The following is a 16,688-nucleotide window of genomic DNA, read 5'->3' as shown; positions in this document are numbered from 1 at the left end:
CAACGCCTCTCGACCAGAAGAGTCTACGTCGTCACCTGATCGACGTCTGGACGCCCAACTCGTCGCTGCGATCGACCCGACCCGCGTGGCGACGCGTGCCTTGACCAGATTGCAGCCGAACGTATTTGGTCTCGACTGCGCCGACACCCACCACCACGCGCTGCGACAAGGTGTCGAGCAGATCAGCGTCGTGGGCAGACTTGTCAGCGGCAGCCACCCAAACAGGATAGTCGGTCTATCGAATACGGCTGTTCGGCGCCGCCGCGACCCGCGCGGACAACAGGCTCATCGGCACCGTCCAAGGCTTAGGCTGAAGGTGTGACACCGTCGTATCCGAACGCCGGCCGGCGTATGAACCTGCCCGAATTGAAGGACGCCACCGTCGTGGCGGCTTTCGAGGGCTGGAATGACGCCGGCGACGCGGCCAGTGACGCGCTGGACCACCTGGATGCGATCTGGGAAGCCCAACCGATCGTCGAGATCGACGACGAGTCGTACTACGACTATCAGGTGAACCGTCCGGTGATCCGCCAGGTCGACGGCGTCACCCGGGAACTGGTGTGGCCGTCCATGCGGATCTCGCACTGCCGTCCGCCCGGCAGCAACCGTGACGTGGTGTTGATGCACGGCGTCGAGCCCAACATGCGTTGGCGCACCTTCTGTGCCGAGTTGCTGGCCATCGCCGACAAACTCAACGTGCAGACCGTGGTGATCCTGGGCGCGCTGCTCGCCGACACCCCGCACACCAGGCCGGTGCCGGTGTCGGGTTCGGCGTATTCGGCCGAGTCGGCGAAATTCTTCGGCCTGGAAGAGACCCGTTACGAAGGCCCGACCGGGATCGCCGGAGTGTTCCAGGACGCCTGCGTGCAGGCCGGAATCCCGGCCGTGACCTTCTGGGCCGCGGTTCCGCACTACGTGTCGCAGCCGCCCAGTCCCAAGGCCACGGTGGCGCTGCTGCACCGGGTCGAGGACGTGCTGGACGTCGAGGTGCCGTTGGCCGATCTGCCCGCTGCCGCCGAGGAGTGGGAGCAGGCCGTCACCGAGATGACCGCGGAGGACGAGGAGATCGCCGAATACGTCGCCTCCCTGGAGCAGCGCGGCGACGCCGAGGTCGACATGAACGAGGCGCTCGGCAAGATCGACGGCGACGCGCTGGCGGCCGAGTTCGAGCGCTACCTGCGACGCCGGGGGCGCTGACCAGACAGCGTGTCACAACCGGCCACTGAGCCGTGAGCGTTACTTGTCTTCCAGGGCCTCGATCCGGGCGCTGGTCGAGCGGCCGAGTGCGGCGGCCTCGGCGTCGAGTTTCGGCAGCAGCGTCGGGGTGAACTTGCGGATGTCGCGCTCGGCCAGTGGCGTGGTGACGAACGGCCGGATCCACCGGAACGCCCCGACCCATTCCGGGCTGTAGATCCGCTTCTTGCGGCCCTCGATGCCCTTGACGAAGGCGGCGCCGCAGGCGTCGACGGTGGTCGTCCGGTTCAGGGGCGGCGGCAGCTTGGAGAGCATCTCCCGGAAGGCCGACAGGTCCGACTTGGCGTCCTGCACCAGCGGGGTGTCGATCCAGCTCATGTGTGCCGAGCCGACGTCGACGCCGAGGTGGGCCACCTCGAGACGCAACGTGTTGGCGAAGTACTCGGCACCGGCCTTGGAAGCGTGGTACGCGGCCAGCCCGGGGGCCGAGGTGAAGGCCGCGAGGGAGGACACCACCAGCACATACCCGCGGCGCTTGACGACCGACGGCAGCGTGGCCCGCACGGTGTTGAACACGCCCGTCACGTTGATGTCGATGACCCGTTTGAACGCCTCGGGATCGACCTGCATGACCGAACCGAAGCTGGCGATACCGGCGTTGGCCATCACGATGTCGATGCCGCCGAACCGCTCGACGGCGGCATCGGCGGCCTTCTGCATGGCGGCCAAGTTACGCACGTCGGCCAACGCGGTCAGCACATGCTCCTCGCCGAGTTCGGCGGCCAGTGCGCTCAACGGCGCCTCATCGAGGTCGGTGAGCACCAACTTGGCGCCCCGGCGCCGCAGTCGGCGGGCCACCTCGGCGCCGATGCCGCGCGCACCGCCGGTGATGAAGACGACTTTCCCGTTCACAGAACCCATTGCCGCAACGTACCCCACCGGGGCGCGCGCGACGAGGCCTAGAGCTCGACGCCCAGCAGTGCATCCACGGTGGCGGCGACCTGTCGTGGCGCAGCGGTGTCATGTCCGCCGTAGGCCAGCGCATCGGTGCACCAACCATCCAGTGCGGCAAGCGCTTTCGGGGTGTCCAGGTCGTCGGCGAGATACTGGCGCACCCGGGCCACCACGTCGGTGGCATCCGGACCGGCGGGCAGGGCCGTGGCCGTGCGCCACTGCTTCAGTCGGGCGTTGGCCTCGTCGAGCACGGCGTCGCTCCAGAACCGGTCACTGCGGTAATGGCCGGCGAACAGCCCGAGCCGGATCGCCGAAGGGTCCACTCCCTGCGCACGCAGCCGGGACACCAGCACCAGGTTGCCGCGACTCTTGCTCATCTTGTGCCCGTCCCAGCCGATCATGCCGGCGTGCACGTAGTGGCGGGCGAACCTCCGCTCCCCCGTGACGGATTCGGCGTGTGCGGCGGAGAACTCGTGGTGCGGGAAGATCAGGTCGCTGCCGCCACCCTGGATGTCCAGCCCGGAGCCGATGCGGGTGAGCGCGATAGCCGAGCACTCCACGTGCCAGCCCGGCCGGCCCGCCCCGAACGGTGACGGCCAGCTGGGCTCACCAGGCCGTTCGGCACGCCACAGCAGGGCGTCGAGCTCATCGCTCTTGCCCGGGCGGTCGGGATCGCCGCCCCGCTCGCCGAACAGCCGCAACATGGTCTCGCGGTCGTAGCCCGACTCGTAGCCGAACTGCGTGGTGGCATCGGCGCGGTAGTACACGTCGGGGTACTGGGCGTCGTCGACGACGTAGGCCGCGCCGGAGGCCAGCATCTTCTCCACCAGCTCCACCACCTCGGAGATGGTCTCGGTGGCGGCCACGTAGTCGTGCGGGGGCACCACGCGCAGTGCCGTCATGTCCTCGCGGAAGAGCTGGGTTTCGCGGTCACCGAGGTCACGCCAGTCGATACCGTCGCGATCGGCCCGCTCGAACAGCGGATCGTCCACATCGGTGACGTTCTGCACGTAGTGCACGGTGTGCCCGGCGTCCAACCACAGCCGGTGCACCAGGTCGAAGGTCAGGTAGGTCGCCGCGTGGCCCAGATGGGTGGCGTCATAGGGGGTGATGCCGCACACGTACATGGTGGCCGTCGGTCCCGGCGTGACGGGCCGTACCTGCCGATCAGCGCTGTCGTACAGCCGCAGTTGCGGACCACGCCCTTCCAGCACCGGAATTGACGGTGCCGACCACGATTGCATGGCTTCGACTCTAAGGTGCTCGCTCAGGACGGCCTCCTACCGGTCGGTCCCGCACAGTTCAGCAAGTCAGACAACGCCGCGGGAAGTTTCATTCCCGCATCTCCCGCATCGTTGTGCGCATTTCTCATCGAGCCATCCCGATCGCCTCCAACAGGATCGGTGCCAGCTCTTTGCGGCACATCACGAAATCCGGCAGGTACGGGTCGGCGCGGTTGTAGCGCAGCTCCGAGCCGTCGAGGCGCGAGGCATGCAGGCCCGCGGCCAGCACCACGCCCGCAGGCGCGGCCGAATCCCACTCCCACTGCCCGCCGGCGTGAATGTAGGCGTCGACGTCACCACGCACCACCGCCATGGCCTTCGCCCCGGCCGAGCCGATGCGCACCATCCGGAAGTCGAGCTGTTCGCGCATCCGCCACAGCACCGCCGGGGGCCGGTTCGAGCTCGCGGTGATCAACAGCGGGCCGTCACGGCGCGGGCGGGGCGGACTGACCGTGTCACTGCGGTACACCTCACCGCGAGCGGGCAGGGCCACCACAGCGTCCGACAGACCTCCGTCGACGCCGACGGAGCGCTGCCACAGGGCGATGTGTACCGCCCAGTCCTCGCGGCCGGGCAGGGAGAACTCATGCGTGCCGTCGACGGGGTCGACGATCCAGACCCGGTCGGCGTCGACGCGGGACAGGTCGTCGACCGCCTCCTCGCTGAGCACGGAATCGCCGGGACGGGCCTGGGCCAGCCGGTCCAGGATCAAGGCGTTGGAGCGCCGGTCCCCCTCGTCACCGAGGTAGTACGGGTCGTAGAAACCGATCTCTTCACGTACGGCCAGCAACAACTCACCGGCCTCCTTGGCCACTGCGGCAGCCAGGTCGGCATCGGTCGAGTGCATCGGACCAGTATCGGTGGCACGCCCGGTTGATGTGCTGGCGGGGCCGGTTGTGCCGTTAAGGTCGGGCGATGACCGAGCAGACCCCCGTCGATAACTTGTCCGACTCGTGGCGTTGGAAGTTCGACTTCTTCCACACCTACGGCCTGCCGAGCTCCAGCCCCGAGGCGAAGGCCGCGTTCCGCAACCTCAGCTTCATGGCAAGGATGCGGCTCAACTCCAACATCCTGGCGTTCCTGTTCGGTCCGATCTACTTCTTCGTCAAAGGCATGTGGCGCAAGGGATTGACGCTGCTGGGGATCACGGTGGCGGCGGCAGTGATCTTCACCGCCGTCGGCGTCAACGACAACGTCGCCCGGGCCATCGGGATCGGTATCGCGGCACTGGCGATGTCGACGGCCAACTACGCCTACTACCTACATGTCACGCGCGGCAGCCAGTCCTGGAACCCGTTCGAGGGGTTCGGGCGCGCCCGCTAGCGGCGCGCTAGAACGCCGGCCACGGGATCGGGCGATGCCGATCCGGTGTCGGCATGACGGGATTGCGCAGTAGCCCAACGATTCTGGACCGCAGTGCGGCAGTCTCGGCGTCGGTGATGTGTGCGCACAACTGCTCTGCCAGGTCACCGAACCCGTCCCGCAGCGCGGTGACGTCGGCCAGAATCTCGTCGTCGACGGGCTTGCCGGCCCAGCCCCACAGCACGGTCCGCAGCTTGTCCTCGACGTGCAGGCTCACCCCGTGGTCGACGCCGTAGACCGCGCCGTCGAGACCGGCCAGGATGTGCCCGCCCTTACGGTCGGCGTTGTTGATCAGCACGTCGAACACGGCCATCCGGAACAGTCGCGGATCGTCCGCGTGCACCAGCGTCACCTCGTCGCCGGCGTAGTCGTAGGCCTGCAGGATCGGCAGGAAGCCCGGCGGCAGGTGCCCGGCCGGGAGCAGGTCCACCAGGTCCGGGCCAGAATCCGGCTCGTCCCCCACCTGATCACCTGGCTGGTCCACCCACAGCTGCAGCATGCCCGGACCGGCCGGCCCGTCACGAATAATGGTGCGGGGAACGACATTCCAACCCAATGCGGCCGATACCAGGTAGGCGGCCAGCTCACGGCCGGCCAAGGTGCCATCGGGGAAATCCCAGAGCGGCGCCTCACCCCGGATCGGCTTGTACACGCAGTGCACCTGCCGCGCACCCAGGTTGGCCTCACACAGGAAGGTGGCGTTGCTGGCCGACCGGATGCGGCCGATCACCGTCAACTCACCGTCGGCCAGGACCGCGTCATCGTCGGGGTCGGGATCCGGATCGGGGCTAGGAATCTGCGTCATCTTCGGACCCGGCCACCTCACCGCGCCGATAGCCGTTGGTGCGCACACAGATGTGGCCGTCGGGATCCAGTGGCTCATCGCACAGCGGGCAGGGCGGGCGTCCGGCCGAGATCACCCGGTTGGATCGGGTGGCGAACTCCCGGGCCGACTCCGGGCTGAGGAACACCCGCACCGCGTCGGGACCGTCCTCCGCGTCGTCGAGGACCACCGAGGCATCGAACTCGCCTTCAGAGACCGCCAGCAGCTCGACCACCACGGTCTGTGCTTCCGAATCCCAGCCCAGCCCCATCGTGCCGACCCGGAACTCGGCGTCGACCGGCGTGACCAAGGGCAGCAGATCGCTGACTTCACCGGTGTCGGGCGGGATCGGTGTGCCGAAGCGGCGGTTGATCTCGGTCAACAGGGCGGCGATGCGTTCGGCCAGCACCGCGACCTGCTGCTTCTCCAAGATCACCGAGATCACCCGTTTGTCGTGGACAGCTTGCAGGTAGAAAGTTCGGTTACCGGGTTGGCCGACGGTCCCGGCCACGAAACGGTCGGGAGTGCGGAAGACGTGAATTGCGCGGGCCATGGCACCTTCCAAAATACCGGTATCGGTACCGCGGGTCAGTTGGTGGACCCACCCACCACGGCGTCGGTGGCGGGTTTGGCGGCAAGGCCGGCGCTCAATTGCGTCCCGGTGTGGTTGATGTGCATCACGAATGGGCGCAGTTCGGTGTAGCGGATCACGCTCATCGATGCCGGATCGGCGGTGATGCGCTGGAACCCGTCCAGGTGCACACCCAACGCGTCGGCAAGCACCGCCTTGATCACGTCGCCGTGCGTGCAGGCCAGCCACAGCACGTCGGCGCCGTGTTCCTCGGCCAAGGCGCGGTCGCGTTCGCGCACCGCGGCGACCGCCCGGGCCTGAACCTGGGCCAGCCCCTCACCCTCGGGGAACACCGCCGCGCTGGGCTGCTGCTGGACCACTGACCACAGGGGTTCCTTCACCAGTTCGCCGATGGCGCGCCCGGTCCAGCTGCCGTAGTCCACCTCGGTCAGCCGTTCGTCGACGACCGGCTCCAGGGACAGCGCCTCAGCCAGCGGCGCAACGGTGCGCACGCAACGCAGCAGCGGAGAGTGCACGATCGCGGTCACCGGCAGCTCCCCGATGCGCGCGACGAGGCCGGCGGCCTGTTCGGTACCGCGCTCGTCGAGGTCGACGCCCTCGCTCCGGCCCGCCAGGGTGTGCGCGGTGTTCGAGGTCGAGCGGCCGTGCCTCAGCAGGATCACGGTCATATCGGCTCCTTGCGCCAGCGCTCGTCGGTCACAGTTCAGCTTGCACGGTCGGGATCACTGCGCTGCGACCACCCCGGTGCCCAGCAGGGCCAGCACCACCACACCCAGCACCACCCGGTAGCCGACGAACCAGTACATGCTGTGCGACACCAGGAATTTCAGGAACCAGGCGATCGCCGCGAAGCCGACGACGAACGCGATCACGGTGGCCACCAGTAGCTGGGCGCCGCTGGCGCTCATTCCGTCTCCGGCCGGGTGGAAGGCATCGGGCAGCGAGAAGATGCCGGAGGCGAACACCGCGGGGATCGCGAGCAGGAAGCCGAACCGGGCAGCCAGCTCGCGCTCCATGCCGAGGAAGAGCCCGGCGCTGATGGTCGCGCCCGAGCGGGAGACCCCCGGCACCAGGGCCAGGCACTGGGCCAGGCCGACAATGATGCTGTCGCGCCAGGTCAGCTGCTCGACGCGGCGAACCTGCCTGCCGTAGTACTCGGCCGCGGCGATCACCGCCGAGAACACGATCAGCGCCGACGCCACCAGCCACAGATTCCGTGCGCCGGTACGGATTTCATCCTTGAACAGCAGGCCGAACACTCCGATCGGAATGCTGCCGATGATCACCCACCAGCCCAGCCAGTAGTCGGAGGACCGGTATGCCGCATCGAACAGCCCCGCGAACCAGGCCTTGATGATCCGGCCGATATCCCTGGCGAAGTACACCAGCACCGCCAGCTCGGTGCCCAGCTGGGTGACCGCCGTGAACGACGCGCCCGCGTCGTCGTCGAAGAACACCCGCGAGGTGATCGCGAGGTGCCCCGAGGACGAGACCGGCAGAAACTCGGTGAGCCCCTGGACAATCGACAACACAACCACTTGCAGCCAGGACATGGCACCGACGTCAGTCACGCCGACGACCGTACCGTGACGCGGGCAGTGCGATGCGTCAGCGAGTGGCGCGCGAAACCCGTTGCGCGTCGGCTACCGCGTCTCGGACGGTTGCCGAGAGGCTGCGTTCGTCAGACAGGTCGATATCGGTCAGTTTGCGGGTGGCCATGGCCACCACATCGTCCTCGACCGGAACGGGGCCGGACAGCCGCGGACGGTAGACCTCGATCACGAGTTGCTGACGTTCGATATGGAAAGAAAAACTCCGGCCATCGCCAACTTGGCCAAACCCACTGGCGTGTACACCAGTGGAAATATCCTCCATAGCAAACTCTCGGTTACCCAGTTCCCGGTCTGCGGCGAGGGTCATGATCGAACCATACCTCTACTTATGCCGCGATGGTTGCAGACGCGACCATTTCAGATCCAGCGCCATGCCTAGACTGGATTCCTGCACGTCACCGACCATCCGATTCCGACCGAGAGCCCTCCGTTGCGCCCAATTCTTGCAGGTCAGCCAGTTCGCGCCGGCCTCGTTGCGCTGGCCCTGCTGCTCACCGCGGGCTGCACGTCCAACCCCGCCGACACCCCGCCGCCCACCATCGAGCCCGCTCAGGCTGCGGTTTCGCCTCCTGTCACCGCCGCGCCGGACGGCCAGATCCGACAATTACGCGGACATGCTGTGAGTGCGGTATTCGACCCAGCAACCGGCACACTGGCCGTTCTGTCCCCCGCGTCCGAAGGTCAGTCGACGCTGAGTCTGTTGGCCACCGGCCGGGCATCGCGCGAGGTGACGCTGATGCCCGCGGCCACCGCGCTCAGCGTCGACGGCAAGGGTGATGTCCTGGCGTCCACCCGTGGCGGGTACTTCCGGGTCGACCTGGCCGATGCCAAGGCCAGCAAAATCGACGTGGACGGCGCACAGGGCGTCGACTTCACGGCGATCGCACTGCGCGCCGACGGCAATCCGGTGCTGGGCAGCGCAGACGGAGCGGTCTACACATTGGGCAGCGACCACGCAGTGGCTGCCCAGCTCAAGATCTTCGCACGGGTCGATTCGCTTGTCACACAAGGAAACACCGCGGTGGTTCTGGATCGCGGCCAGACCTCGGTGACGGCCGTCAACCCCAGCGGGACCAAGGCCGCGCAGGCACTGCGGGCCGGCGAAGGCGCCACCACGCTCGCCGCCGACGCGCGCGGGCGGGTCCTCGTCGCCGACACCCGCGGTGACGAGCTACTGGTGTTCGGCGCAGACCCGTTGATCATGCGGCAGCGTTACCCGGTGCCCGCCTCCCCCTACGGCCTGGCCGGATCCGACAAGCTGGCCTGGGTGTCGCAAACCGCGACCAATAACGTGATTGGTTACGATCTCTCCACCGGCATACCGGTGGAAAAGGTGCGTTATCGAACCGTGCAGCAACCGAACTCCCTGGCCTACGACGACAGGACCGACACCCTCTACGTGGTGTCGGGGTCCGGAGCCGGGGTTCAGGTGATCGGTAGCGCGTCGGGTCACCCATGACCACCATCCAGCAGGGTCGCATGCCCCCGGGATGGGACAAGGTCGTCGCCGAGGACCATTCCGAGGAATACGACTGGATTCCGCTGCGGCTACCGCCGGATGTCACGAGGATCAGCGCCTCGATCCGCTTGTCGATCGAGGCTGAGTACCGCGGCTGGGAACTGACCCGGGTGCGGGCCTACACAGATGGGAGCCGACGGGTGCTGTTGCGCCGCAAGAAATCCGCGTCATCCATGCCGGGCACACCCCAGGCGCCTTCGCTGTGATCTACGCGGCCCTGCGGCGGGCGCTGTTCCTGGTGCCGCCGGAACGGATCCACCTGTGGGTGTTCACCCTGCTGCGCACCGTCACCGGTCCCGCCTTCCTGCGTCGGGCGCTGGAGCGACGGTTGGCGCCCACCGATCCCGTACTGGCCAGCACGGTGTTCGGAGTGCGGTTCCCCGGCCCGATGGGGCTGGCCGCCGGGTTCGACAAGGACGGCCGTGGCCTGCAGACGTGGGGCGCGCTGGGCTTCGGGTACGCCGAGGTCGGCACCGTCACGGCGCAACCACAACCGGGCAACCCCGAGCCGCGGCTGTTCCGGCTGCCCGACGACCACGCGCTGCTCAACCGGATGGGCTTCAACAACGAGGGCGCCGGGGCGTTGGCCATCCGACTGGCCCGGCACACCCCCGAGGTGCCGATCGGGGTGAACATCGGCAAGACCAAGGTGACGCCACCCGAGGACGCGGTGGCCGACTACGCCGAGAGCACCCGACTGGTGAGCGCACTGGCCGCCTATGTCGTCGTCAACGTCAGCTCCCCCAACACCCCCGGATTGCGGGATCTGCAGGCGGTGGAATCGCTGCGCCCGATCCTGGCAGCGGTCAAGGCCGAGACGCACAAGCCCGTGTTGGTCAAGATCGCCCCCGACCTCTCCGATGCCGATATCGACGAAATCGCGGATCTGGCAGTCGAATTGGACCTCGCCGGGATTGTCGCCACCAACACCACCATCTCGCGGGACGGGCTGGCCACGCCTGGTGTCGCCGACCTCGGCACCGGCGGAATCTCGGGACGCCCCGTGGCGCACCGATCGCTGCAGGTGCTGCGCCAGTTGTACCGGCGGGTGGGCGACAAGCTCGTGCTGATCAGCGTCGGCGGCATCGAAACCGCCGACGACGCGTGGGAGCGGATCACGTCCGGGGCGACGCTTCTCCAGGGCTACACGGGGTTCATCTACGGCGGCGGATTGTGGGCCAAGCAGATCCACGACGGCGTCGCCGAGCGGTTGCACGCCGGTGGGTTCACGTCGCTGAGCGACGCCGTGGGTTCTGCTGCACGCTGAGTCCCGCCGCCCTACTCCAGACCGGCAGTACCGTCAGGCTTGACGGTGACCTTGGCGCCCGCGATGTCCTCACGGATGCTGGCCTCGACCTGGGACAGATCGGAGACAACCGCGAGCGCGCGGCTACCGCTGGGGGTTCGGACGGCGACGAACACCTTCTCGGGCTCGCCGTCCCGGTTGAACGGCGTGGTCCAGGTCTCCACCGTCCCGGTGCCCGACCAGCCGTCCTCGGCCACCACCGTCGGCTCCGCATCGACCTCGGATTGCACATCTTCCCAACGGAATTGTTCTTGGGGAGGTTCGGTGCTGTAGATGCCGAAACTGTGCTTGCTCAGGTAGCCGCCGTTGGCGGTGATCAGGCCCAACTGACCGGGGTCGGCCGTCAGCCGTTCGGCCATCGTGGCGATGGAATGCGACACGTAGTTGTTCCACGGTCCGCCGGCGAAGGTCAGGCCGCCGGTCACCGTCAGCGGACGCTGCGGATCGTCCAGCGGCAGCCCCAGTTCCTTGGCAGCCACCTGGACCGCCGACGGGAAGCACGAGTACACGTCCACCGCCGCCAGATCGTCGACACCCACACCGGCGAGCTCCAATACCCGACGACCGGCGACCCGGATCGCCGGCGACCCGGCGAAACTCGCCCGCTGCCCGATCAGGTAGGTGTCGTGCGCGTCCGTGCCCGCATATGGGAAAACCCAACGCTCCCTGGGGATCTGCAACTCCGTCGCCTTCTCCACCGACGTGAGGATCAGCACGGCACCCTGGTCGACCATGTTGTTGGAGTTCATCAGCTTGGTGTAGGGCCAGCTGATCATCCGGTTCGACGGACCCGGCTGCCAGATCTCGTCGGCCGGGACCGCCTGCCGGCTCCAGGCATGCGGATTGCCCTCGGCGACGTGGCTGAAGCGCGACCACAGCTCACCGATCCGGCGGCGGTGGTCGTCAGGCTGCTCCCCCGCCGCGATCCGCAGGGCCTGCTCGAACATCGGGTAGACGTGCGACGGCGCCACCAGGCCGATCCGGATCTCGGCCGGCCCGGCCATCTCGAACTCCGGATCGCTGGGCGCCATCGGCACCGACTCGTCCTGTTCGGTTCCGGCCAGCCGCTCACCGCGGGACTTCAATCTGCTTCGGGTACGCCAGGTTTCGCCACCGGCGATCAGAACCACATCGTTGCGGCCCTGCTGGATGTCCAGGCAGGCCTGGTTGACCAGCGACTGCGGCACATTGCCGCCGACCGGGGTGTACCGGGTCGCGGCATCGGGTGCGCCGATCCGCTGGGCCAGCAGCAGGCCCGGATCCCGGTAGCGCAACGACAGCAGGTTGGCCACCCGTACGGAGTCGACCGCTCCGAGCACCGCGGTATCGGCGGCAGCCCGGGCGGCGGCCTCCATCAGGTCGACCGGCTCGCTGTCGGGGTTCTCGTCGTGCTGGTTGACCTGGCCGTAGCCGACCAATACCGGGGTTCTGGGATCAAGTGCCACTTTCGAATTCCTATTCTGCCGCCGGGCCGACCCGGTAGATCGACTTCAGACTCTGGTACGCGGCCAATCCCTCCGGGCCGAGCTCTCGGCCCAGCCCGCTGGCCTTGACGCCGCCGAACGGTGCGGCGATGTCCAGTTGGTAGTCGTTGATGCCCACGGTGCCGGTATGGATCGCACGGGCGATGTCGGTGGCGCGTTCGGGATCGGCGGACCAGACCGTTCCGCCCAACCCGTACTCGCTGTCGTTGGCCAGTTCGACGGCCTGCTGTTCGGTCTCGTACGGGATGACCGCGAGCACCGGGCCGAAGATCTCCTCCTGGGCGATCCGCGCCGAATTGTCGACGTCGGCGAACACCGTCGGTGACACGAACCAGCCGTCCGGCTGGTCGGCCGGAATCCCACCGCCGGCGACGAGCCTCGCGCCGTCGGCTTTGCCGGCTTCGATGTAACCCAGTACCCGGTCACGCTGACGGGAGCTGACCAGCGGCCCCACCTCGGTCGACTTATCGAGTGGGTCACCCACTTTCAACCCGGTCGTCAGGGCGGCCAGGGCGTCGACCACCTCGGCGTAGCGCGACCTCGGCGCGAGAATCCGCGAATTCAGGTGGCAGGTCTGTCCGTTGTTGACGAACGACGCGTTCTTCAGACCCTTGATGGTGGCATCCAGGTCGGCGTCCTCGAGGATGACCGCCGCCGACTTCCCGCCCAATTCCAGTGTGACCGTCCGCAGCAGCCGGCCGCACTCCTGCGCGATGAGCCGCCCCACAGCGGTCGACCCGGTGAACGACACCTTGTCGACACCGGGATGCGACACCAGATGGGCGCCGGCGTCAGGGCCGCCGGCGATGACGTTGAGTACTCCCGCGGGCAGTCCGACGGCCAGCGCGGCCTCGGCGAAAATCAATGCGTCCAAAGCGGTTTCCGGGGAAGCCTTGAGCACAACGGTGCAGCCGGCCGCCAGCGCGGGGGCCAGCTTGAACGCGGCCAGGGCCTGCGGGTAGTTCCACGGCACGATCGCCCCGACCACGCCGACGGGTTCACGGCGCACGATGGTGTGCCCGATCGCGGCGGGCCGAATCTCCTCGGCGGCGGTCTCCTCGATTAACCCGGCGTAATACCGCAGTAGTCCCGCCGGGAACAGGCCGTTGGCGCCACGCGACAAGCGGATCGGCATGCCGTTCTCCCGCGTGCACAGCTGATCCGTCGACGATGCCCGGGCCAGCAATTCATCAGCCAGCCGGCCCATGGCGGCCGCCCGGTCAGCGGGCGACGTCGAAGCCCAGCCTGGCAGCGCGGCCCGCGCTGCTGCGACTGCCGCGTCGACCTCGGCCTCGCCGGCGGCGGCGCCGTCGCCGAGCCGCGCACCAGTGGCGGCTTCCAGCACCGGCGTGGATACCGCGGCGGCCCGGAACCGGCCTCCGATGAAGACCCGCGCACCATCATCGACAACGGTCATGCCGGGCTCCTTCGACGCTCCAGTAAGGCGGCCCATCGCCATGTCATGGCGACGCCGTGATGGGTCCACCTTCGCGCGAGCGGGCCCGCGCTGTAAACGACCAGCAGGGAAACCCAGGCGTGAGCGATCGGGACATCTGTTGGTGGGCTCGGTGCGCCGAGCGTGAGCTCCTACCGCTACTTCTGCTCGTAGGTGCCGTGGATGACGGCACGGGCGATCGCCTGACCGAAGAGGTTGAAGCCCAGGTAGGCCGGGGTGGCACCCTCGGGCAGCTCCAACGATTCCACCGGCAGCGCATGGACCGCGATGTAGTAGCGGTGCGGGCCGTGACCGGCGGGCGGTGCCGCACCGAGGTAGCGCCGCAGGCTCGCGTCATTGGTGAGCGTGACGGCGCCACCGGGCAGGTCGCCGCCGTCACCGGCGCCGGCCGGCAGTTCGGTGACCGTGGCGGGCAGATCTGCCACCGCCCAGTGCCAGAAGCCCGAGGCGGTCGGCGCGTCGGGGTCGTACACCGTGACGGCGAAGCTCTTGGTCTCCGCCGGGAAGCCCGACCAGCTCAGCTGCGGCGACACGTCTGCACCGCCGGCTCCCATGATCCCGCTGACCTGGTCGTTGGCCAGCGGCTGACCGTCGGTGACCGATTCGGAGGTCAGGGTGAACGTCGGCAGCTTCGGCAGGTTGTCGTACGGAGATGCGGTCATGGTTCCCTCTCGTAGTCAGTTCGTGTAGCCAGCTCATGTCGCAGTGCGGTCAGCAGTTCTGCAGAAAGTGTTCCAGAACGCCGGCCCCGAACTGCAGTGCGTCCACGGGTACCCGCTCGTCGACGCCGTGGAACAGCGCAGCGAAGTCCAGCTCGGGCGGCAGGCGCAGCGGCGCGAACCCGAAGCAGCGAATCCCCAACCGCTGGAACGACTTCGCATCGGTTCCACCCGACAGCATGTAGGGCACGGTGCGCGCTTCGGGGTCCAACGCCAGGATCGCCGCGTTCATCGCGTCGACCAGGTCACCGTCGAACGTGGTCTCGTAAGACGGCAGGTCCCGCTCCCAGCTGCGGGTGACATCGGGCCCGATCAACTCGTCGACCTCGCGCTCGAACGCCTCCTTGCGGCCCGGCAGCACCCGGCAGTCGATCACGGCCTCCGCCGACGCGGGGATGACGTTGGCCTTGTAGCCGGCCTTCAGCATGGTCGGGTTGGCGGTGTCGCGCAGGGTGGCCGAGACGATCCGGGCCACGCCACCGAGTTTGGCGATGGTGCCGTCCAAGTCCGGCGAATTGATGTCGAAGTCGTAGCCGGTCTCCTCGGCGACCGCGGCGAGGAACTGCTCCACGGCCGGATTGAGCACCAGCGGGAACTGGTGTCGGCCCAGCCGGTCCACCGCACCGGCAATGGCAGTGACAGCGTTGTCGTCGTGCACCATCGAGCCGTGCCCGGCTCGCCCCCGTGCCGTCAGCCGCATCCAGGACAGGCCCTTTTCGGCGGTCTCGATCAGGTAGAGCCGGCGCTCCCCGCCGTCCTTGCGGGGCACGGTCAAGGAGAAGCCGCCCACCTCGCCGATCGCCTCGGTCACACCGTCGAACAGGTCGGGCCGGTTGTCCACCAGCCAGTTGGCGCCGTAGGTACCGCCGTGTTCCTCGTCGGAGACGAACGCGAACACCAGGTCGCGGGGCGGGACGATGCCCGATCGCTTGAAATGCCGGGCCACCGCGATGGCCATCCCGACCATGTCCTTCATGTCGACCGCACCGCGGCCCCAGACATAGCCGTCCTTCACCGCACCCGAGAACGGGTGCACGCTCCAGTCGGCGGGCTCGGCCGGCACGACGTCGAGGTGTCCATGGATCATCAGGGCGCCGCGGGACCGGTCGGCACCGGGCAACCGGGCAAAGACGTTGCCGCGGCCGGGCGCCCCGGCCTCGACGTATTCGGTCGTGTAGCCGACCTCGCGGAGCCGGTCGGCGACCCATTCCGCACAGTCGGCTTCGGGCTTGGTGGTGGCCGGATCACCGGTGTTGGAGGTGTCGAATCGGATGAGCTTGCTGACGAGGTCGACCACCTCGTCTGCGCTGGAGGCGGGGACAGTCACAGTCACATTCGTACCACCGAGACGCCGGTTTGGGTCTAGGGCACTCAATCCGATAACCTTAGGCGCCCGACCCCGAGTGGTCGGTCGAGTCCGAGTGGCGGAATGGCAGACGCGCTAGCTTGAGGTGCTAGTGCCCTATTAACGGGCGTGGGGGTTCAAGTCCCCCCTCGGACACAGTGTGAGGCGAGCGAGATGAACGCTCGCCTCTTTTCATGGCCAATGGAATGCGTTGAGCGGAGCATGACGGCGCAATACAGCTGTCAAACCCTCAACGGCCACACCAGATTCCACCGCCGCTCGCGCCCCGGCCTCAATCACAGATCGGTCCGGCCATCGCGGTGAGCAGTTTCTCTACTGTCATCGAGGTCGGGAAGCGGCCGCTGACAGATCTGACGCGCTTCCTCGGCAGGCAGTCCGAACAGTCGTAATACATCTTCGGTAACCCGATCTGCGGCCGCCGCGTCGTCGCGTTCGGGCTCTGTTTGCAGGAGTTTGCCCAGCCCGAGAAGTGCCCCGGCAGCGACGGCCAGGGCCAATTTGGGATCGTCAACGGTGAATCGGCCGGCGGCGACGCCGGCCGCGATGTCCCGTAATGCGCGTGGGGCCAGACCGCGGTCTGAGCCTATGAGGCTGAGGCCATTGACCAGCAGGATCTGGCTCTCCTGCGGGCGGCGCCGAAACAGCCGACCAGTCATCCGGAAGCTGCAGGCAAATTTTTCGGCCGGGTCGTGGATCGACGCGGTGAGATGATCGAGCAGCGCGCCGTGGTTGTCGAGTACATCGGCCACGGCTGCCTCGAACAGCGCTTCCTTGCTGTCGAAGTGGTTGTAGAACGAACCCATTCCGACGTCTGCCGCCTGCGTGATTTCCAGGACCGGCACGTTGAGTCTGCCCTCGGCTATCAGCGCCTGCGCCGCCTGGATCAGGGCTGCGCGGGTGCGCTGTTTCCGCCGTTCCAGGCGGTTGACCGGCTCATCCTGCACTGCGCTCACCGGCTCAGAATAGCAGCAGCGATCAGTTTTGATGATTTCATCAGAACCTCTTGACTGAGTATTG

The 16,688-nt window shown here is 67.6% G+C and carries 19 protein-coding genes and 1 tRNA gene; 6 read left to right on the top strand and 14 right to left on the bottom strand.

What is annotated here, in order from left to right:
• Positions 1 to 31: 31 nt before the first annotated feature.
• Positions 32 to 217: a hypothetical protein gene (locus tag A5779_RS28855; RefSeq protein ID WP_064887152.1), complete on the bottom strand. Its 186-nt coding sequence runs from the start codon at positions 215 to 217 to the stop codon at positions 32 to 34.
• Between the two features lie 134 nt (positions 218 to 351).
• Between A5779_RS28855 and A5779_RS28850 the strand changes: the two genes are divergently transcribed.
• A complete protein-coding gene (locus tag A5779_RS28850; RefSeq protein WP_413784948.1) occupies positions 352 to 1,197 on the top strand; it encodes a PAC2 family protein in 846 nt (281 codons plus the stop codon).
• A 39-nt stretch (positions 1,198 to 1,236) separates the two neighbouring features.
• Here the strand turns inward: A5779_RS28850 and A5779_RS28845 are convergent, their stop codons facing one another.
• The 3 genes from A5779_RS28845 to A5779_RS28835 all read right to left on the bottom strand — a co-directional run bounded on the left by A5779_RS28845 (position 1,237) and on the right by A5779_RS28835 (position 4,278).
• Positions 1,237 to 2,115: an SDR family oxidoreductase gene (locus tag A5779_RS28845; RefSeq protein WP_064887150.1), complete on the bottom strand. Its 879-nt coding sequence runs from the start codon at positions 2,113 to 2,115 to the stop codon at positions 1,237 to 1,239.
• Between the two features lie 38 nt (positions 2,116 to 2,153).
• On the bottom strand, positions 2,154 to 3,392 hold the full coding sequence (gene mshC, locus A5779_RS28840; protein WP_064887149.1) for a cysteine--1-D-myo-inosityl 2-amino-2-deoxy-alpha-D-glucopyranoside ligase: 1,239 nt from the start codon (positions 3,390 to 3,392) through the stop codon (positions 2,154 to 2,156).
• Between the two features lie 124 nt (positions 3,393 to 3,516).
• Positions 3,517 to 4,278: a 3'(2'),5'-bisphosphate nucleotidase CysQ gene (locus tag A5779_RS28835; RefSeq protein WP_064887148.1), complete on the bottom strand. Its 762-nt coding sequence runs from the start codon at positions 4,276 to 4,278 to the stop codon at positions 3,517 to 3,519.
• 68 nt (positions 4,279 to 4,346) lie between these two features.
• Here A5779_RS28835 and A5779_RS28830 point away from each other — a divergent pair, with 68 nt between their 5' ends.
• Positions 4,347 to 4,754 (top strand): DUF2628 domain-containing protein, encoded by a 408-nt coding sequence (locus A5779_RS28830; RefSeq protein WP_064887147.1) that lies wholly within the window; start codon positions 4,347 to 4,349, stop codon positions 4,752 to 4,754.
• 7 nt (positions 4,755 to 4,761) lie between these two features.
• On the opposite strand, the gene A5779_RS28825 is transcribed toward A5779_RS28830, so the two are convergent.
• Genes A5779_RS28825 through A5779_RS28805 form a run of 5 tightly spaced genes read right to left on the bottom strand, consistent with a single transcriptional unit; the run spans position 4,762 to position 8,128 of the window.
• Positions 4,762 to 5,598, bottom strand: a complete 837-nt coding sequence (locus A5779_RS28825) for an Rv2133c family protein (protein ID WP_064887146.1) — start codon at positions 5,596 to 5,598, stop codon at positions 4,762 to 4,764.
• Entirely contained in the window at positions 5,582 to 6,169 is a 588-nt protein-coding gene (locus tag A5779_RS28820) for an Rv2134c family protein (RefSeq protein ID WP_055114947.1), read from the bottom strand. The genes A5779_RS28825 and A5779_RS28820 overlap by 17 nt, the downstream gene beginning before the upstream one ends.
• Before the next feature lie 35 nt (positions 6,170 to 6,204).
• A complete protein-coding gene (locus A5779_RS28815; protein ID WP_064887145.1) occupies positions 6,205 to 6,876 on the bottom strand; it encodes a histidine phosphatase family protein in 672 nt (223 codons plus the stop codon).
• A gap of 54 nt (positions 6,877 to 6,930) precedes the next feature.
• Positions 6,931 to 7,761 carry an undecaprenyl-diphosphate phosphatase gene (locus A5779_RS28810; RefSeq protein WP_064887198.1) on the bottom strand — a complete coding sequence of 277 codons (831 nt, stop codon included), beginning with the start codon at positions 7,759 to 7,761 and terminating at the stop codon, positions 6,931 to 6,933.
• A 55-nt stretch (positions 7,762 to 7,816) separates the two neighbouring features.
• Complete coding sequence (locus tag A5779_RS28805) at positions 7,817 to 8,128, bottom strand: hypothetical protein (RefSeq protein ID WP_055114951.1); 312 nt, start codon at positions 8,126 to 8,128, stop codon at positions 7,817 to 7,819.
• Between the two features lie 123 nt (positions 8,129 to 8,251).
• Between A5779_RS28805 and A5779_RS28800 the strand changes: the two genes are divergently transcribed.
• Genes A5779_RS28800 through A5779_RS28790 form a run of 3 tightly spaced genes read left to right on the top strand, consistent with a single transcriptional unit; the run spans position 8,252 to position 10,607 of the window.
• The gene (locus A5779_RS28800; protein WP_064887144.1) at positions 8,252 to 9,280 is read left to right on the top strand and encodes a YncE family protein; all 1,029 of its coding nucleotides are present in this window, start codon (positions 8,252 to 8,254) and stop codon (positions 9,278 to 9,280) included.
• Positions 9,277 to 9,546 carry a DUF5703 family protein gene (locus A5779_RS28795; protein ID WP_055114955.1) on the top strand — a complete coding sequence of 90 codons (270 nt, stop codon included), beginning with the start codon at positions 9,277 to 9,279 and terminating at the stop codon, positions 9,544 to 9,546. Before A5779_RS28800 ends, A5779_RS28795 begins: the two co-directional genes overlap by 4 nt.
• The gene (locus A5779_RS28790; RefSeq protein ID WP_174554315.1) at positions 9,546 to 10,607 is read left to right on the top strand and encodes a quinone-dependent dihydroorotate dehydrogenase; all 1,062 of its coding nucleotides are present in this window, start codon (positions 9,546 to 9,548) and stop codon (positions 10,605 to 10,607) included. Before A5779_RS28795 ends, A5779_RS28790 begins: the two co-directional genes overlap by 1 nt.
• 11 nt (positions 10,608 to 10,618) lie before the next feature.
• Here the strand turns inward: A5779_RS28790 and A5779_RS28785 are convergent, their stop codons facing one another.
• The 4 genes from A5779_RS28785 to A5779_RS28770 form a co-directional block, all read right to left on the bottom strand.
• Complete coding sequence (locus A5779_RS28785) at positions 10,619 to 12,091, bottom strand: acetyl-CoA acetyltransferase (protein ID WP_064887142.1); 1,473 nt, start codon at positions 12,089 to 12,091, stop codon at positions 10,619 to 10,621.
• 10 nt (positions 12,092 to 12,101) lie between these two features.
• On the bottom strand, positions 12,102 to 13,547 hold the full coding sequence (locus A5779_RS28780; RefSeq protein ID WP_064887141.1) for an aldehyde dehydrogenase: 1,446 nt from the start codon (positions 13,545 to 13,547) through the stop codon (positions 12,102 to 12,104).
• 176 nt (positions 13,548 to 13,723) lie between these two features.
• Positions 13,724 to 14,248 (bottom strand): YbhB/YbcL family Raf kinase inhibitor-like protein, encoded by a 525-nt coding sequence (locus tag A5779_RS28775; protein WP_064887140.1) that lies wholly within the window; start codon positions 14,246 to 14,248, stop codon positions 13,724 to 13,726.
• 49 nt (positions 14,249 to 14,297) lie between these two features.
• Positions 14,298 to 15,632 carry a M20/M25/M40 family metallo-hydrolase gene (locus A5779_RS28770; protein ID WP_064887139.1) on the bottom strand — a complete coding sequence of 445 codons (1,335 nt, stop codon included), beginning with the start codon at positions 15,630 to 15,632 and terminating at the stop codon, positions 14,298 to 14,300.
• A gap of 88 nt (positions 15,633 to 15,720) precedes the next feature.
• Between A5779_RS28770 and A5779_RS28765 the strand changes: the two genes are divergently transcribed.
• Positions 15,721 to 15,806, top strand: a tRNA-Leu gene (locus A5779_RS28765).
• A gap of 140 nt (positions 15,807 to 15,946) precedes the next feature.
• Here the strand turns inward: A5779_RS28765 and A5779_RS28760 are convergent.
• Positions 15,947 to 16,624 carry a TetR/AcrR family transcriptional regulator gene (locus tag A5779_RS28760; protein ID WP_064887138.1) on the bottom strand — a complete coding sequence of 226 codons (678 nt, stop codon included), beginning with the start codon at positions 16,622 to 16,624 and terminating at the stop codon, positions 15,947 to 15,949.
• Positions 16,625 to 16,688: the final 64 nt, after the last annotated feature.

Source organism: Mycolicibacterium peregrinum (genome assembly GCF_001665625.1).
Lineage (GTDB): Bacteria > Actinomycetota > Actinomycetes > Mycobacteriales > Mycobacteriaceae > Mycobacterium > Mycobacterium peregrinum_B.
Note: the sequence above shows the minus strand (reverse complement) of the source record. Positions and strands in the feature narration are given on the sequence as shown.

What these genes read in the sequence shown, in the direction of transcription:
- A5779_RS28850 (WP_413784948.1), top strand. Translation starts at nt 352, where the DNA reads ATGAACCTGCCCGAATTGAAGGACGCCACCGTCGTGGCGGCTTTCGAG.
- A5779_RS28845 (WP_064887150.1), bottom strand. Translation starts at nt 2,115, where the DNA reads ATGGGTTCTGTGAACGGGAAAGTCGTCTTCATCACCGGCGGTGCGCGC.
- mshC (WP_064887149.1), bottom strand. Translation starts at nt 3,392, where the DNA reads ATGCAATCGTGGTCGGCACCGTCAATTCCGGTGCTGGAAGGGCGTGGT.
- A5779_RS28835 (WP_064887148.1), bottom strand. Translation starts at nt 4,278, where the DNA reads ATGCACTCGACCGATGCCGACCTGGCTGCCGCAGTGGCCAAGGAGGCC.
- A5779_RS28830 (WP_064887147.1), top strand. Translation starts at nt 4,347, where the DNA reads ATGACCGAGCAGACCCCCGTCGATAACTTGTCCGACTCGTGGCGTTGG.
- A5779_RS28825 (WP_064887146.1), bottom strand. Translation starts at nt 5,598, where the DNA reads ATGACGCAGATTCCTAGCCCCGATCCGGATCCCGACCCCGACGATGAC.
- A5779_RS28820 (WP_055114947.1), bottom strand. Translation starts at nt 6,169, where the DNA reads ATGGCCCGCGCAATTCACGTCTTCCGCACTCCCGACCGTTTCGTGGCC.
- A5779_RS28815 (WP_064887145.1), bottom strand. Translation starts at nt 6,876, where the DNA reads ATGACCGTGATCCTGCTGAGGCACGGCCGCTCGACCTCGAACACCGCG.
- A5779_RS28810 (WP_064887198.1), bottom strand. Translation starts at nt 7,761, where the DNA reads ATGTCCTGGCTGCAAGTGGTTGTGTTGTCGATTGTCCAGGGGCTCACC.
- A5779_RS28805 (WP_055114951.1), bottom strand. Translation starts at nt 8,128, where the DNA reads ATGACCCTCGCCGCAGACCGGGAACTGGGTAACCGAGAGTTTGCTATG.
- A5779_RS28795 (WP_055114955.1), top strand. Translation starts at nt 9,277, where the DNA reads ATGACCACCATCCAGCAGGGTCGCATGCCCCCGGGATGGGACAAGGTC.
- A5779_RS28780 (WP_064887141.1), bottom strand. Translation starts at nt 13,547, where the DNA reads ATGACCGTTGTCGATGATGGTGCGCGGGTCTTCATCGGAGGCCGGTTC.
- A5779_RS28775 (WP_064887140.1), bottom strand. Translation starts at nt 14,248, where the DNA reads ATGACCGCATCTCCGTACGACAACCTGCCGAAGCTGCCGACGTTCACC.